This window comes from Halalkalicoccus sp. CGA53 (genome assembly GCF_036429475.1).
Classification (GTDB): Archaea; Halobacteriota; Halobacteria; order Halobacteriales; family Halalkalicoccaceae; genus Natronorarus; species Natronorarus salvus.
Map to the genome: position 1 here is coordinate 1700891 of NZ_CP144125.1, position 15740 is coordinate 1716630.

Consider the following 15740-nt stretch of genomic DNA (forward strand, 5'->3'; position numbering starts at 1 on the left):
GGATTCAGACGCCCTGGCCCATCAGGTGGCTGCGCAGCACGTCCGCGTCCTTGTTCGCCGTACCGGTGTTGAGGAGGACGACCGTGTCGTCCGGGCCGAACTCGCCTTCCTCGGCGAGCTTCCACGCCCCGCTCGCGGCCGCGGCGCAGGTCGCGCCCATCTCCAGGCCCTCGGCCTGCGCGACCGCGACGCCCGCTTCGAGGATCTCGTCGTCGGTCGTCGCGACCGCCCCGCCGTCGCTCTCGCGGAGCGCCTCCAGGATCATCGGGCTCGCACCCGGGTCGGGGATCTCGATCCCGCCACAGATCGTGTCCGGGTGCTCCCACGGCTCGTGGACGTCCCTGCCCTCTTCCCATGCCGCGACGACCGGGGCGCAGCCGGTCGCCTGTGCGGCGTACATGCTCGGGAGGTCGTCGGTGAAGCCGAGTTCCACCAACTCCTTCGCGGCCTTGTGCATACCCACGAGACCGACGCCGCCGCCGGTCGGGTAGACGACGGCGTCGGGCACCTCCCAGTCCATCTGTTCGAGCAGTTCGAGCGCCATCGTCTTCTTGCCCTCGTGACGGTACGGGGTGACGAACGTCGCGACCGGGTACCAGTCGTCGTTCTCCGAGAGCGCGTCGGCACACGCCGCGCCCGCGTCGCCGATTCGCCCGCCGACGACGGTGAGATCGCCACCGTGGACGTTCACCATCGCCTTCTGGTCGAAGCCCGCCCGCGAGGGCAAGAAGACGTGCGAGGCGAGACCCGCCCGCGCGGCGTACGCGGAGGCGGCCTGTCCGGCGTTTCCGGCAGAGGCGAGGGCGACGTCGCTCGCACCGTGCTGTACTGCCGCAGTGACCGCTGCCGACTGTCCCCGGTCCTTGAACGTCCCGGTGGGGTTGCGCCCCTCGTCCTTGAACAGAACACGAGCGACGCCGAGCTCCTCGGCGAGCTTCGGACAGTCGACGAGCGGGGTCGCCCCCTCGTCCATCGTGACGGCGGCCTCCCGCGGGAACGGGAGCAGTTCCTCGTAGCGCCACATCGAGTCGAACGGGCGTGCAGCGAGCTCTTCTTTGCTCAGCTCTATCGCGTCGTAGTCGTACTCCGGGTCGAGGATGCCGCCACACTCGGGACAACGGTGTGTGCCGACGTCCGGCTCGGCCACCTCGTCACACTCGATACACCGAAGCCCGACGAACGCGGGTGTCGTCTCCATACTCGGGCGGTCGGCCGGCCCCACCTAAGTCCTGTTGTAACCGGCGACCGGCGTGAGTGAGGGCTCCCTCGAACAAACCAGTCATTACCGACGGCGGCGATGGTCCTCCGATGAACATGGGGGAAACGAGGACCATCCGGGAGGAGACGAAGGTGATCGCGTTCGACGTGTGGGACACGCTGCTCGACCGGGAGGCGACGCTCGTCCCGGCGCTCGCGGCGCTGCTGGCGGACCACGACAGCGAGTACGACCCGGAGATCCTCCTGCGTCGGTACCTCGCGATGCACTTTCGCGACTCGATGATCGACTCGCTGATCCCCGGCCCCCACACCCCGTTCAAGGAGGTCAGCCGAAGGGCGCTCGGCTACCGGCTCGCGCAGCTGGGCCTGGACGTGCCCGACGAGGAGATCCGGTCGGTCGTAGCGCAGTGGAAACGGCTCCAGCCGTATCCCGACGTCGACGACCGGCTCGGCTCGCTTGCCGACGAGTACGTCCTCGTCGGGCTCTCGAACGGCGACCCGGACATGCTGGAAGCCGTTCGACCGAACTTCGAGACGGAACTCGACGCGTTCGTCTCGGTCGCGGAGGCGGGCACGTACAAGCCGCATCCGGCACCGTACCGGCTCTGTTGCGAACGGTTCGACGTCGCTCCACACGAGGTGCTCTTCGCGAGTTCGCACACGTTCGACCTGGTCGGGGCGAAGGCGGTCGGGATGTGTGGGGCGTTTCTCAACCGACACGAGAACCCGTTCGGCGGGTGGATTCACCGGCCCGATCTGACCGTCGCCGACGTCGGTGAACTAGTCGATCTGCTCGAGTGATCTATATGGTTCGTTTCGCGACGCTCGAATCCCGCTCTCGAGGGGAGGGTCACGAGTGCGCCCCGTGGCCATTTTTGTAGCCCGCCGACGAAACGGGCACAATGACAGCGAGGGTCGTCGTCGTGGGCGGTGGGCTGGCCGGACTCGTCTGTGCCCGCCGACTCGCAGAGCGCGGGATCGACGTGACGGTGTACGAACGCGAGGCGGAGGTCGGCGGCCGGGTCCGATCGCGGGAGGTCGAGGGCTTCACCCTCGACCGGGGCTTTCAGGTGCTCTTCACCGCGTATCCGACGGCGAGTCGCGAACTCGACTACGAGGCGCTCGATCTCAGGATGTTCACTCCGGGCGCGTGTCTCGCTCGGCCTGGCGAGCGCTCGATCCTTTCGGACCCGCTCCGGGACCTCGGCGCGCTCGTCCAGTCGGCGCTCAACCGCGAGGTAGGTATGAAGGACAAACTCGGGACGCTCTCGCTGCGCAACGACCTCCAGGAGAAGAACCTCTCGCGGATATTCGACGGCGAGGACCGCTCGATCGAGGAGTACCTGACCGAGCGCGGCTTCTCGCGGAAGTTCCTCTCTAACTTCGTCGCGCCCTTCTACGGCGGGATCACACTCGACCGCACCCTCGGGACCTCCGCGTCGGTCTTCGAGTACACGTTCGCGATGCTCTCTGCCGGCGAGATCGCAGTCCCCGCCGCGGGGATGGGCGCGATCCCGGACCAGCTCGCGGCCCGAGCGCGCGAGGCGGGCGCGACGATCGAACTCGACAGGGAGGTGACGGCGGTCGATCCCGACGGGCCGAGCGTCACGATCGGAACCGAGACGGTCGAGGCGGAGGCGGTCGTCGTCGCGACGAACCCGAAGGCGGCGAGGGACCTGACGGGGGTCGCGGCGATCCCGACCGAGGGACGATCCTGCGCCACCCAGTGGTACAAGCTCCCCGGCGAGGTGCCGTTCGACGCCGGAAAGCGGCTGATCCTCAACTGCGAGGACGACCGGCCGAACCAGGTCGTCCCGCACAGCACGGTCGCCCCGGAGTACTCGGTCCCCGGGATGACGCTCCTGAGCGCGACGTTCCTCGGCGAGCAGTCGAAGAGCGACGTCGAACTCGCGGCCGAGACCCGCGAGGCGCTCTCGTCGTGGTACCCCGAGCGCTCGTTCACGACGCTCTCGATCCTCGCGACCGACAGGATCGGCTTCGCGCAGTTCGCCCAGCCGCCTGGTTTCTACGCCACGCTGCCCGACGTCCGGTCGCCCGAGGGGCCGGTCTACCTCGCCGGCGACTACACCCAGTGGTCCTCGATCGAGGGCGCGATGGAGAGCGGCGTGCTCGCGGCCCGTGCGGTCAGGGACGACCTACCGGTCGAGACGCCTGCGGAGGCGGACCTGACGACGTAGGTGTCAGCGACGTGGTCGTCGGCGACGCCAGGACGGGGGTCGTCGCCGTTCACTCGGTCGTCGCCGACCGTTGCGGGTAGAGGAGGTCACGGAGCCTCTCGGAGTAGGCGCCGATGCCGATCCCCGCGAGGAACGTGAGGATGCTCGGAACGAGTACCCAGGCGAGGTTCGGATGCTCCGTGCCAGCGTGAAGTACGATTTCGATCATACGCGGCTACCATCGCCCGACGGGGCTACATAGGTGTCGGTCTCGGAAACTCTCGCCCGCGGCTCCGTCCCGTACTGGCAATCAGTCACCCCTGCAGGGTCGCGATGGCGACCTCCGATACCCCTCAGAGGAGACGGCGAAGCCGCGAGAGCGGCGGAAACGCGAGCGTCTCGTCGCCCTCCTCGTCGCGGACGATCGGACGGTAGGTGCCCGGATCGGCGAGCAGCGGCGAGAGGAACGACGTGGACCGAGAGACGTCGACACCGCGGGTCAGCCGGTTGAACGCCGGGAGGACGAGCGCCCGTCCTTCCCCACCCGATCGAGGGCCGAGGAGGTAACAGGGCCGTTTCCGACCCTCGATCCGGATTGCCGGGTGGTCGTGGCCCAGCACCGTGAGCGGGGCGTCCGCCTCCATCTTCCTGTGCCCGTGACAGATCGCCACCTCACCGATGCGGTAGCACTCCGGGCTCTCCCCGTCGAAGACCGCCCCCAGCATCGCGTCGTGGTTCCCGGGGGTGACGACCGAGGTCGCTCCCGCACGGTCGATCAGCGAGAGGATGTCTGTGACCGACTCGCGGACCTCCTCGGGGACCGTCCCGTAGCTGTGGAGCAGGTCACCGGCGAGGACGACTCGCTCGGGCGAGAACCGGTCGAGCAACCCGTCGAGGCGGTCGTGGAGGTCGTCGTGCTCGCCGAGCGGGAGCGAGAGTGCGCTTGCACGGTCGCGGCCGACGTGGAGGTCGGCGAGGACGAGCGTGCGCTCCTCGCCCAGGTAGATCGCCCGGTCGCGGAACTCGGCACCCTCCAGCACGGTCGGGGCTTCGCCCGCCCCGGCATCAACCTGCCGACCGCGCCCGACATCGTTCCGGGACCTGGGCACGTTTTTGTGTCCCCCCGACCGATACCGGGTATGGTCGACGTCCTCGACACGAAGCGGTCGGCGACGCGCTTTCGCATCCTCGTCGAGATCGCCGAACGCCAGCCGGCGGTGAGCCAGGGCGAGATCGCGGAGGCCGTCGGCGTCACCAGCCAGGCGGTCAGCGAGTACATCCGCGACCTCGTGGCCGAGGGCTACGTCGAGAAGGAAGGGCGCTCACGGTACAGAGTGACGAAGGAGGGCGTCGACTGGCTGTTTCGCGCGGCCACCGAGGTGCGCCGGTTCGCCGAACACGTCACCGACGACGTCCTCGGGAGCGTCGGCGAGGACGCCGCCATCGCCACGGGGTCGATCACGGAGGGCGAGACGGTGACGCTCACGCTCTCTTCGGGGCTGCTCCACGCGACGCCGGGCGACGGTGGGCCCGCGACGGGCGTCGCGACGACCGACGCGGAGGAGGGCAGCGAGGTCGGCGTCACCGGCTTCGAGGGGGTGATCGACCTCGACCCGGGGCGGGCGACCGTCATCCAGGTCCCCGCGATCCGCTCGGGGGGGAGCGCCGCGGTCGATGCGGAGGCGCTCTCGGAGCAGTGCGAGCGGGCGGACCTCGTCGTCGCGTCGGGTGTCGAGGCGGTCGTCGCCTGCTCGCGGGCGGACGTCGACCCGCGGACGACGTTCGGCGCGGGTGCGGTCTCCGCCGACGCGGCCGAGCGAGGGCTCCGGGTCGTGGTCGTCGCGACGGCCGACACGGCCGGCCGGGTGACCGACGCCCTTCGGGACTCGGGCGTGGACTACGAGGTCGCCGAGGCGGCCCGAGCGGAGGCGTGATCGGAGGCGATCTCGTAGGCCTCGCGCACCCGATCGAACGTCTCGCGGTCGCCGCCGTGGTCCGGATGGACGTGTTTGATCCGTTCGCGATAGGCACGCCTGACTTCCCCCGCGTCCGCGTCGGTCGGAAGCCCGAGGAAGGCGTAGGCTGCCCTGATCGTCTCTGCTTCCTCGGCGCTCCCCTCGACGCCGAACTCGAACTCCGGTACCTCGAACGGGAGGCGGGCGCCGAGGTGGACCCCTCGCATCTCGTGTTCGACGAGGATCGTGTCCGTCTCGGTCTCGCCGACGGTGAAGTAGGTCCGCACGTCGAACGTGATCGCGACGTCCCGTTCGGGGAGGTAGAACTCGACGACCCGCCCGCCGATCTCACTGTCCTCGACGAACCGTTCCCCGATCGCCTCCAGGTAGGTGCGGATCTCCCGGCGCTTCCGATCGTCACCGGTCCGTCGCGGTCCGGCCGAGGGTGTGTCGGGGTACAGCCGCGTCCCGACGTAGAACACCCCGGCGATGAGGACGGTGAGACAGAGTCCGGCGAGGACGCCGGCGATGAACCACCAGGGGAGCCACGCGATCAGGTCCGAGAGCACGGAATCCCGTAGGGCTCTCGGGTCAAAGAACCTTCGCAGATCAGTTCCCCCGACGATCGATCTCGTCGGTCTGGACCCCCCAGAGCGTCGCGTAGAGCCCGTCTCGCTCCAGCAGTTCGTCGTGCGTGCCGCGCTCGACGATCTCTCCGTCCTCGACGACGAGGATCGTGTCGGCCTCTTTCACCGTCGAGAGGCGGTGGGCGACCGCGAGCGTCGTTCGGCCCGCAGAGAGCCGGTCGAGGCTCCGCTGGATCGCGAGTTCCGTCTCCGTGTCGACGGCCGAGGTCGCCTCGTCGAGCACGAGGATCGCCGGATCCTGCACGACCGTCCGGGCGAGCGAGAGCCGCTGGCGCTGGCCGCCCGAGAGCTTCACGCCGCGTTCACCGATCCGGGTGTCGTAACCCCTGGGGAGGTCGCGGATGAACCCGTCGGCCTCGGCCGCCTCGGCGGCCGCCCGGACCTCCGCGTCCGTCACGTCGAACTCCCCGTACCGGATGTTCTCCCCGACCGTCCCGTCGAAGAGGAACGTGTCCTGACCGACGTAGCCGATGGCCCCTCGAAGGCTCGCGGTCGTCAGCTCGCGGACGTCGCGGTCGTCGACGCGGATCTCCCCCTCCGTGACCTCGTAGAGTCGCAGGAGCAGCTTCAGGATCGTCGACTTCCCCGCGCCGGTCGGCCCGACGATGGCGACGGTCTCGCCCGGATCGGCGGTAAAGGAGACGTCTCTCAACACCACCTCGCCACCCTCGCGCCGTTCGGCGGCGGCCAGCGCGGTCTCCGGGTAGGAAAAGGAGACGTCGCGGTACTCGACGCGACCCTCCGGGTTTCGGAGGTCGGTCGCGTCGTCGGCGTCGGTGATCCAGACCGGAACGTCCATCAGCCCGAAGACGCGCTCGGAGGAGGCCTTCGCGTTCTCGTACTGGTCGACGATGTTCGAGACCTCCGCGAGCGGCGTGACGATGCGCTGGCTCATGAACAGGAACGTGACGAACGCGCCGACGGAGAGGTCGCCCGAAAAGGGCCCCGGCGGGCCGTCGAAGATCCAGATCCCGCCGACGACGAACGTCGCGGCGAACGACAGCCCCGCGAGCAGCTCCATCCCCGGTCTGTAGACGTAGTTGAGCTTGAGCATCGACATCGTCTGCCGGAAGTACTCGAGCGAGGCGTGGGTGACCCGCTCGACCTCGTAGGACTCGGTACCGGAGGTCTTCACGAGCTCGACGCCGCTCAGGCTGTTCTCGAGTCTCGTGTTCAGGTGGCCGATGCTCGCGCGCTGTTCGACGTAGATCGGCTCGACCCGGCGCATGAACCAGAGGGTGAGCAGCATCATCGCGGGCACCGCGACGAGGGTGACGAGCGCGAGCTGGGCGTTCAGGTAGAACAGCACTGCGGCGATGCCGAGGACCATCACGCCGAGACGGGCGGTGTTCTGGAGCGCGTCGTCGAGGAACACCTCGAGGTTCGAGGCGTCGTTGTTGAGCACGCTCATCACCTCGCCGGTCTGCTTGTCGTCGAAGAAGGGCATGTCGAGCTCCTGCATCCGGGCGAAGCTGTCGGTGCGAACGGCGTGCATCACGCGGTGGGCGAAGTTGTTCGCCGCGACGCCGTAGACCCAGGTGAAGACGCCGGTCGTGAGGAAGGCGCCGACGATCAGCGCGACCGAGAACCAGAACTGGCCCTCGGCGGTGACCGGGAGCCAGGCGTCGGGGACGATCGGGAGCGTGTAGGGCTGTTGGTCGACGAAGACGGCGTCGATCGCCACGCCGAGAATCAGCGGCGGGGCGAGGCTGGCGAGGCGTGCGATCACGTTCGCGGCCATCCCGAGCGCGAACCAGTGGATCTCGTCGGTACCGTACGCCTGAAAGAGCCGGGCCAGCGGGCGATCGACCCGCTCCCTGTAGACGTCGAAGACGTTCTCCTCGCGGGCGACCATCGCTCTCCGGAGGGCCCCGGGGGCTATCAGTTCCCGGGTGGCGGCAGCGCAGGTCTTTCACGCAGAGTTAACACGCCGGCGTCCGTAACCGATGCCATGACAACCGTAGCTGTCGTCGGCGGCGGTCCGGCGGGACTGAGCGCCGCGCTGTTCGCGAGCAAGAACGGGCTCGAGACCGTGCTCTTCGACAGGGACGCAACCTGGATGCACAAAGCACACCTGTTCAACTACCTCGGCGTCGGGTCGGTGGGCGGCAGCGAGTTCCTCGCGACCGCCCGCCAGCAGGTCGACGACTTCGGTGTCGACCGGAGACAGGGCGAGGAGGTCACCGGCGTCGAGGAGACCGACGGCGGGTTCGCCGTCCACACCGAGGAGGGAGAGCCCGACGCCGAGTACGTGATCCTCGCGACGGGTGCGAACCGCGACCTGGCGGAGGACCTCGGCTGTGCGCTCACCGACGAGGGGGTCGTCGAGGCGGACGTGACGATGGAGACGTCGGTCGAGAACGCCTACGCGACCGGCGCGATGGTCAGGGCAGAGGAGTGGCAGGCGGTCATCTCGGCGGGAGACGGCGCGGCCGCCGCGCTCAACGTCCTCACGAAGGAGAAGGGAGAACACTTCCACGACTTCGACACGCCGGCGACTGCAGAGGGGCTCTTCGGCGGGCTGATCGACGACTAGCGTGCTCTCGGATACAACGGGACTCCACCACGTCACCGCGATCGCGGGCGACGCCCAGCGTAACGTCGAGTTCGCCGTCGGCACGCTCGGGCTTCGGCTCGTCCGAACCACGGTGAACCAGGAGGACGTCCTCGTCCACCACCTCTACTACGGGAGCGGGGAGCCGGGGACGGTCCTCACCTACTTCCCCTATCCCCATCAGGATCCGGGTCGAGTGGGTAAACCGCAGCCGAGTGCGGTCTCGTTTTCGGTTCCCGAGGGCTCGATCGGCTACTGGGGCGACCGGCTTCGAGAGCGGGGAATCGAGGTGGCGGGGCCGACCGAACGGTTCGGCGAGCGCGTACTTCGATTCACCGATCCGGACGGGACGCCGATCGAACTCTGTGGCAGCGAGGGAGAATCGCCGGTCGACCCGTGGTCGGACGGGCCGGTACCGGAGGGGCACGCGATCCGGGAGCTCCACGGCGTGACGCTGCTGCCGACGGACCCCTACGGTACGGGAAGCGTTCTGGAGACGCTCGGCTTTTCCCTGGAGGGACAGGAGGGCGACCGGATCCGGTACCTCGCGCCGGGCGACCGGGCACGGGTGGTCGACCTGCTCGATCGAGGGAGCGAATACGGCCGCGAGGGCCCGGGGACGATCCACCACCTCGCGGTGCGGGTGGACCAGGTGGACGACCTCTACGAGTGGCACGACCTGTTCAGGGAGCGCGAGATCCACGTCTCGCGGGTTCGCGACCGGGGGTACTTCCACTCGCTGTACGTGCGGGAGCCGGGCGGGATCCTGATCGAACTCGCGACGGACGGACCGGGGCCGGCTCCCGAGGAGACACGGCCCGACACGTACCTCGACCTCCCGGGGTGGGCGGAGGAGGACCGCGAGATGATCGAGGGGCAGTTGCCGTCGCTCGAACTACCGACGTGGTGAGGACGGGGTGTGCGCGGCGTTCCCGTCGCTCGCGTCCGGGAGAACGGCACGGGCGACTCGACGACTCATGCAGACTGCTGTACCCGCGTACCGCTCGGACCGAGAGGTGGGTCCCGGTCCGACCGGTACGGGCGTCCGGCGGTCCGTATCACGGCTTCATCCGGGAGAGCCGCATCGCGTTGCCCGTCACGCCGAGGCTCATCCCCATGTCGCCGACGAGGACCGCGAGCGCGACACTCACGTAGCCGAACGGGACGCCGACGGCGAGCAGGAACTTCACCCCGAGGCTCGCCCAGACGTTCTGTCGGATCACGCCGTTGGCCGTCCGAGAGAGTTCGTAGAGGTAGGGCAGTTTCTCGATCTCGTCGCCCATCAGCGCGATGTCCGCCGTCTCGATCGCCGTGTCGGTCCCCGCCGCGCCCATCGCGACCCCGACCGTCGCCGTCGCCAGCGCGGGCGCGTCGTTGATCCCGTCGCCGACCATCGCGACCGCGCCGTACTCCGCTTCGAGTGCCTCCACCGCCTCGACCTTCCCGTCGGGGAGGAGTTCCGCGCGGTACTCGTCGACCCCGAGTTCGTCGGCGACCGCCCGGGCGGTCCCCTCGTTGTCCCCCGTGAGCATCACCACCCGCGAGACGCCGAGGTCGTGGAGGCGCTCGACCGTTCGCCTCGCCTCCTGTCTGACCTCGTCGGCGATCCCGAGGACCCCCACGAGCCGTTCGTCGGTCCCGACGAGGACCACGGTCTTCCCCTCGCGCTGTAACGACGCGACGACGGCGTCGGCCTCCGCTTCGGCGCCACGAACCCCGGGGGCGGTCCCCAGGGCGCTCTCCCCCCCGTCGGTGCGCCCCTCCCCGACTGCGAGGTCCGGGTCCGCGAACAGCCCCGGTTTCCCCGCGTAGTACGTCCTCCCGTCTATTCTCCCGGAGACGCCCTTGCCGGTGATGCTCTCGAACCCGGTCACCTCTCGATACCGCACGTCCGCCCCCGCCGCCCGGTCGAGGACCGCGTCGGCGATCGGGTGTTCGCTGCGGCGTTCGAGCGACCCGGCGAGGCCGAGGACGTCGGTCTCGGTCGCCTCCCCGAACGGGACGACGTCGGTCACGGCGAGTTCGCCCCGCGTGAGCGTTCCCGTCTTGTCGAACGCGATCGCGTCGACCGCGCCCATCGCCTCGAGGTGATTGCCGCCCTTGATCAGCACCCCGTTTCGCGCGGCGGACGTGACGCCGGAGGCGACGCTCACCGGCGTGGAGATGACGAACGCGCAGGGACAGGCGATGACGAGCAGCGTCAGCCCGCGGACGAACCACGTCCGCCACTCGCCCGCGAACACGTGCGTGTAGCCTCCGACGCCGACGGAGACGCTCCCGTCTATCAGCACCGGCGGGACTGCGGCGGTGAGCAGCGCGAGTGCGACCACGACCGGCGTGTAGTATCCGGCGAACCGGTCGACGAACTGCTCTCGCTCGGTCTTCTTCGCCTGCGCGTCACCGACGAGGGAGATGATACGCGAGAGCGTCGTCTCGGCCGCCTCCGTCCTGGCCTCGATCTCGAGATAGCCCGCCTCGGTGAGCGTCCCCGCGTAGACGTCGTCACCCGCTTCCTTGTCCACCGGAACGCTCTCGCCGGTGATCGGCGACTGGTCGACGGCGCTCTCGCCCCCGGTGACGACGCCGTCGACCGGGATCTTCTCCCCCGGACGGACGATCACGGTCTCGCCGACCGCGACCTCCCCGGCGGGGACGGTCACCTCCCTCCCGTCGCGGACGACGGTCGCCCGATCCGGCGCGAGCTCCATCAGCTCCCGGAGCGAGTCGCGCGTCCGGTCCATCGCGAACCGTTCGAGCAGCTCCGCGATGCTGAACAGGACCGCGAGCGTCGCCGCCTCGATGAAGAGCCCGATCGCGGTCGCGGCGACGATCGCGGTCCCCATCAGCAGGTCGATGTCGAGGCTGCGGTTGCGCGCGGAGTAGTACCCGCTCCGGACGACCGGGAGCCCGCTCGTCAGGACGGCGACGAGGAAGGCGACGTCGGCGGCGGTGAGCGAAACCGACGGCGTCGAGAGGAACGCGAGGTTCCACCCGGTGAGGACGAACTCGAGGAGCAGTCCGGCGGTCAGGAAGACGGCCCCGACCCACGTCTTGATCGCGCGAGGGCTGGTCCAGACCTCCGAGGGCGGGGCGATCCCGGCGGCCCCGCTCGTGTCGCGGGTGGATCGATCCACGACCTCGTAGCCGGCCCGTTCGATCGCGGCGGCGATCTCGCTCACGCCGACGCGGGCGGGGTCGTAGCGCACGGTGGCCGTGCCGGTCGTCGGCTGGAGGCCCGTCCCGCGGACCCCATCGACGCTCTCGAGGCTCTTTCGCACCTTCGTCGCACACGACGGACAGTCCATCTCCGGGACGGAGAGGACGACGGCTCCCTCTCCCGGCCCCGCTCCGCCGTCGGTCGTGGTCTCGATCCCGGTCACTACCGTCTCCCAGTGGGCCGACCCGGATACGTCTTGGTTGGACATCTCCAACTCACCGCTTGGACGGTTCCAATCGGGCTCGGGGACGACCTCACAGGGACGCCAGTACGCTCCCCGACGAGCGGTTCCGGGCGACCCGTCGCTCGGCCAGGTGTGCCTCCGCCCGCCGCAGTCGGTAGGCGAGCGTCGACCGTGGCAGATCGAGCGTCTCGGCGAGTTCGCCGAGGTCGACCGCCCGAGGCGTCTCGTAGTAGCCGTGTTCGACCGCCGCCCGAAGCGCCTCCTCCTGTTCGGCCGGCAGGTCGTCGTCACCTCCGGCTCGCGGCGCCGACGCGTCGGTCAACCGGTTGAGCTCCATCGTCGCGCAGCCCTCCACGACCGTCTGGAGCTCCTCGACGAACGCTCTGACGTCGCCGGCTACGGGGTGGATGATCCGCCACCTGTACTCGCGTTCCTCGTGGCGTGTCTCGAGGACCGCCCCGTCCCCGAGGTGCTCGAGGGCGATGTGCGGGACCGACGCACAGGTCGGCGTCCGCTTCCAGTAGGAGTAGAGGACGAGCGTCTCGTCGGTGTGTTCGAGGACGTTCGTCGTCTGGCTGGCCCCGCAGTCCTCCGTGGCGAGACAGTCCGCGTAGTAGTCCGCGGTGAGGAACGTCTCCTCGATCGCCGCGAGCGCCCCTGGCGTCCCCGTGGCGTGGTCGACGCGCCAGAGGCTCCCCTCGGTGACGTGCAGCGAGAGCGAGCGGATCCGTGCGTCGGGGAACTCGGCGAGCGTGTCCGCCACCGCGTTGCAGCCCGGCTCGTACTCCAGGGTGAAGACGAATTCGCGCATACGTCTCGATAGATGCCGCACGCGTAAAACCACGTCCTCGAACGCGCTCGACCGTCGACGACCGACGTCGCGCGAACCGGAACAGAGCGGGTTCGTGAGCGGGCTCTCGACCGGTGGCCCCGGAGCGGTGGGCCGATCGGAGCGTGCCGCGTCTCGTCGTCTCCGCGCCCCCTCTCGTCGTCTCCGGTCGGCTCCGTGGTCCTCGAGTCGCGGACGCTTCGAGCGAGAACACGAAGTGACACCGGAGGGTGTTTATCTCCGAGCGCCGTCGTTCGATCCATGGGCTTCGGTAGCTACGACGAATCCGAGCAGGGGAAACACGAGATCAAAGACGACGAGGACGAGGGGAGCGTGGACGTCCGCGAGAACGACCACCAGGGATCGATGAACGTCGACAACGGCGGTTCGACCGAGGATCTCCTCGATCAGCTTCAGCGGATCAAGGGCGCCGACGAGGAGTAGATCCGCCGCTCCGAGCGCGCTGCCGCCGATGCCGACGGTCGACCGCGACCCTCCCGGCCTCTCACGCGAGCCGGAACGTCTCTAAGTTACGCGGCGGGTGGGTCCGGATGCCGAAGCGCTGGTGGAGCGCCGACGAGAGCTGGTTCGTCGCGGTCGCGTCGCCGTGAACACAGAGGATCCGCTCGGGTCGCGGGTTCATCGTCTCGACGAACCCTTCGAGCCCGTTCCGATCGGCGTGGCCCGAGAACCCGCTCACCGACTCGACACCGAAGCGGAGCGTGAGCCGGTTCGACCCCCCACGACGGCCGCCGAGGTGGACCTCCCTGTTCCCTCCCTCGATCTTTCGGCCGAGCGTCCCCTCGGCCTGGTAGCCGACGAACACGAGCGTGTTCTCCGGCTCGCTCCCGAGCAGTTCGAGCCAGGACATGATCGGTCCGCCGGTCACCATCCCGGACGTCGAGAGGATGATACACGGCTCGCCGCCCGCGATCTCCTCGCGCATCTGCTCGCCGCCGTCGACCTGCCGGAACTCCTCGGCGAGGAACGGGTTCCGGTCCTCGTGGAGGATCTCCCGTCTGAGCTCGTCCCGAAGAAAGCGCGGGTAGGCGGTGTGGATCGCCGTCGCCTCCCTGATCATCCCGTCGAGGTAGATCGGCATCGACGGGAGCTTCCCCGTCCGCATCGCCTCCTCCAGGACGAGCATGATCTCCTGGGAGCGACCGACCGCGAACGCCGGAACGACGGTGATCCCGCCGTTCTCGTAGGTCTCCGTGATCAGCTCCAGCAGCCTCGCCTCGCTGTCGTCCTGGTCGGTCTGGTAGTCGCCTCGCCGGCCGTACGTCGACTCCAGAAAGAGCGTGTCCGCGCCTGGGAACTCGTTGACGGCGCCGTCGAACAGTCGCGTCCCCGAGTAGTGGATGTCGCCCGAGAAGACGACGTCGTGGACGCCCTCTCCGATCTCGAAGTGCGCGACCGCGCTCCCGAGGATGTGGCCCGCGTTGTGGAGCGTAAGCTTTATCTCCGGCGCGATGTCGGTCACCTCGTCGTACCCGAGGGTGATCGTGTGCTTGAGCTCCTCGCGGACCATCTCGCTCTCGTACGGCGGGTGTCTGCCCTCCTTGGCGGCGACGTCGAGGTAGTCGAGTTGGAGCAGTCCGATGAGGTCCCGTGTCGGAGCAGTCGTGTAGATCGGGCCGTCGTAGCCGTACTTGAACAGCAGGGGGAGGAGCGCCGAGTGATCCAGGTGTGCGTGTGTCAGCACGACGGCGTCGAGGTCGGGGATCGGGTTCGCCTCCGGTACCTGGAGGTAGGGGACCTCGCCCTCGGCACCGGGTTTGTCCCCACAGTCGACGAGGATTCTGGACTCGGGGGTCGAGAGGACGTAGCTCGCACGTCCGACCTCGCGACAACAGCCGAGCGTCGTGACGCGGACCCAGTCGATCTCCTGCCGAGGCTCGCGGTGGATCCGTTCGCCGACCCGTTCGAGGAGCTCTCGCCGTTCGGCACGCTCGCCGATGAGGTAGTTCCGGACGTTCGAGACGGTCGAGGACTCCATCGGCGGGGTGCGGAGGACCTCGGGCGTCCAGCCGACCTCCTGGGTGATCTCGCGAAACGTGCTCCCACGGCGACCGACGACGAGGCCCGGCTTCTCGGCCTCGATGATCACCTCGCCCGTGTTCGGGTAGAACTCGAGGCTCTCGATGCCGGCGTCCTCGGGGATCAGTTCGCGTATCCGGGGTTCGGCCCGAGCGGGGTCGGTTCGAGTCTCCGGGGTGGGTCGGACCGCGATTCGCTTCTTGAACGTCCTCGCGAGGTGGGCGACGACGTCCCCTCGCTGGGCGAACTCGCGGGGGGTTCCGGTGTAGACGACGAGTTCCGAGCCCTCGTAGACGACCCTCGATATCGAGAGGTCGTCGGGGAGTTCCGCTTCGAGTTCCGCTTGGAGGTCCGAAAGGGATGTGTGGTTCGTGCTCATGTGGTGTGCCGGCCGGCGTGGGAGTGTCGCTCGAACCGTTCGATGGGTCGACCGCGACTGACGGACGACCGTCAGACCGATCCGGACCGAGAGCGTGAGGTAGCCACACGAGAGCTCCAACCTGGGAAACGACTTCCCTCCCGGTGGCCGTCTCTCGTCTCCTCGTCGGGGTCGAGTCGGTCGCGACTCCGCTGGAGGAGTCTATCACACGTCCCTATTTCAGCGTTGTGGCGTACTCACGACGCGCTCACGTCTGGGAGTGGGTCCGGATCCTCACCCTCTCTTACAGATCGGCCCCGACGTCGTCGGGGAGCGATTTGAGAAACAGGTGGAAGCGGACGTTCGCGACACCGGGGTCGAGCGACTCGCTGATCACGTCGCCGTCACCGTCCACGGGGCGACCGGTTTCGGGATCGGTGAACGCCTCGGACGGGTCGTCGTCGTCGCTCGTGGGGCCGTTCGCACACCCCAATAGTTCCCGATCCCGCCCGTGAACTCCCCGCTGTGGGTAGCGCCGTTGCCGATGATCCTCTCGGCGGG

Annotated in this window: 15 protein-coding genes; 6 read left to right on the plus strand and 9 right to left on the minus strand. The window is 68.8% G+C overall.

Annotated elements, in window-relative coordinates:
• Window positions 1-4 precede the first annotated feature (4 nt).
• On the minus strand, window positions 5-1198 hold the full coding sequence (locus tag V2L32_RS10220; protein WP_331236389.1) for a threonine synthase: 1194 nt from the start codon (window positions 1196-1198) through the stop codon (window positions 5-7).
• Between the two features lie 110 nt (window positions 1199-1308).
• Between V2L32_RS10220 and V2L32_RS10225 the strand changes: the two genes are divergently transcribed.
• Window positions 1309-2019, plus strand: a complete 711-nt coding sequence (locus tag V2L32_RS10225) for a haloacid dehalogenase type II (protein WP_331236390.1) — start codon at window positions 1309-1311, stop codon at window positions 2017-2019.
• Between the two features lie 101 nt (window positions 2020-2120).
• Entirely contained in the window at window positions 2121-3416 is a 1296-nt protein-coding gene (locus V2L32_RS10230; protein WP_331236391.1) for an NAD(P)/FAD-dependent oxidoreductase, read from the plus strand.
• Between the two features lie 49 nt (window positions 3417-3465).
• On the opposite strand, the gene V2L32_RS10235 is transcribed toward V2L32_RS10230, so the two are convergent.
• Window positions 3466-3624 (minus strand): hypothetical protein, encoded by a 159-nt coding sequence (locus V2L32_RS10235; protein ID WP_331236392.1) that lies wholly within the window; start codon window positions 3622-3624, stop codon window positions 3466-3468.
• 124 nt (window positions 3625-3748) lie between these two features.
• The gene (locus V2L32_RS10240) at window positions 3749-4435 is read right to left on the minus strand and encodes a metallophosphoesterase (protein ID WP_331236393.1); all 687 of its coding nucleotides are present in this window, start codon (window positions 4433-4435) and stop codon (window positions 3749-3751) included.
• A gap of 99 nt (window positions 4436-4534) precedes the next feature.
• Between V2L32_RS10240 and V2L32_RS10245 the strand changes: the two genes are divergently transcribed.
• Window positions 4535-5329 (plus strand): DUF7839 domain-containing protein, encoded by a 795-nt coding sequence (locus V2L32_RS10245; protein WP_331236394.1) that lies wholly within the window; start codon window positions 4535-4537, stop codon window positions 5327-5329.
• Here V2L32_RS10245 and V2L32_RS10250 read toward each other — a convergent pair.
• Together V2L32_RS10250 and V2L32_RS10255 are read right to left on the minus strand one after the other, a co-directional pair.
• Window positions 5293-5919: a J domain-containing protein gene (locus tag V2L32_RS10250; protein WP_331236395.1), complete on the minus strand. Its 627-nt coding sequence runs from the start codon at window positions 5917-5919 to the stop codon at window positions 5293-5295. The two genes, V2L32_RS10245 and V2L32_RS10250, sit on opposite strands and share 37 nt — an antisense overlap.
• Window positions 5920-5959: 40 nt before the next feature.
• Window positions 5960-7852 carry an ABC transporter ATP-binding protein gene (locus V2L32_RS10255; protein WP_331236396.1) on the minus strand — a complete coding sequence of 631 codons (1893 nt, stop codon included), beginning with the start codon at window positions 7850-7852 and terminating at the stop codon, window positions 5960-5962.
• Between the two features lie 96 nt (window positions 7853-7948).
• On the opposite strand from V2L32_RS10255, the gene V2L32_RS10260 reads away from it, so the two are divergent.
• Together V2L32_RS10260 and V2L32_RS10265 are read left to right on the plus strand one after the other, a co-directional pair.
• A complete protein-coding gene (locus V2L32_RS10260) occupies window positions 7949-8533 on the plus strand; it encodes an NAD(P)/FAD-dependent oxidoreductase (RefSeq protein ID WP_331236397.1) in 585 nt (194 codons plus the stop codon).
• Window position 8534: 1 nt separating this feature from the next.
• Complete coding sequence (locus V2L32_RS10265; RefSeq protein ID WP_331236398.1) at window positions 8535-9461, plus strand: VOC family protein; 927 nt, start codon at window positions 8535-8537, stop codon at window positions 9459-9461.
• A gap of 148 nt (window positions 9462-9609) precedes the next feature.
• Here V2L32_RS10265 and V2L32_RS10270 read toward each other — a convergent pair whose 3' ends face one another.
• The gene (locus V2L32_RS10270) at window positions 9610-11976 is read right to left on the minus strand and encodes a cation-translocating P-type ATPase (protein ID WP_331236399.1); all 2367 of its coding nucleotides are present in this window, start codon (window positions 11974-11976) and stop codon (window positions 9610-9612) included.
• A 46-nt stretch (window positions 11977-12022) separates the two neighbouring features.
• Window positions 12023-12763: a helix-turn-helix domain-containing protein gene (locus tag V2L32_RS10275; protein WP_331236400.1), complete on the minus strand. Its 741-nt coding sequence runs from the start codon at window positions 12761-12763 to the stop codon at window positions 12023-12025.
• Between the two features lie 279 nt (window positions 12764-13042).
• On the opposite strand from V2L32_RS10275, the gene V2L32_RS10280 reads away from it, so the two are divergent.
• A complete protein-coding gene (locus V2L32_RS10280; protein WP_331236401.1) occupies window positions 13043-13225 on the plus strand; it encodes a DUF5786 family protein in 183 nt (60 codons plus the stop codon).
• 61 nt (window positions 13226-13286) lie between these two features.
• On the opposite strand, the gene V2L32_RS10285 is transcribed toward V2L32_RS10280, so the two are convergent.
• Together V2L32_RS10285 and V2L32_RS10290 are read right to left on the minus strand one after the other, a co-directional pair.
• A complete protein-coding gene (locus V2L32_RS10285; protein WP_331236402.1) occupies window positions 13287-15200 on the minus strand; it encodes a beta-CASP ribonuclease aCPSF1 in 1914 nt (637 codons plus the stop codon).
• Window positions 15201-15483: 283 nt separating this feature from the next.
• A complete protein-coding gene (locus V2L32_RS10290) occupies window positions 15484-15672 on the minus strand; it encodes a hypothetical protein (protein WP_331236403.1) in 189 nt (62 codons plus the stop codon).
• Between the last annotated feature and the right edge of the window lie 68 nt (window positions 15673-15740).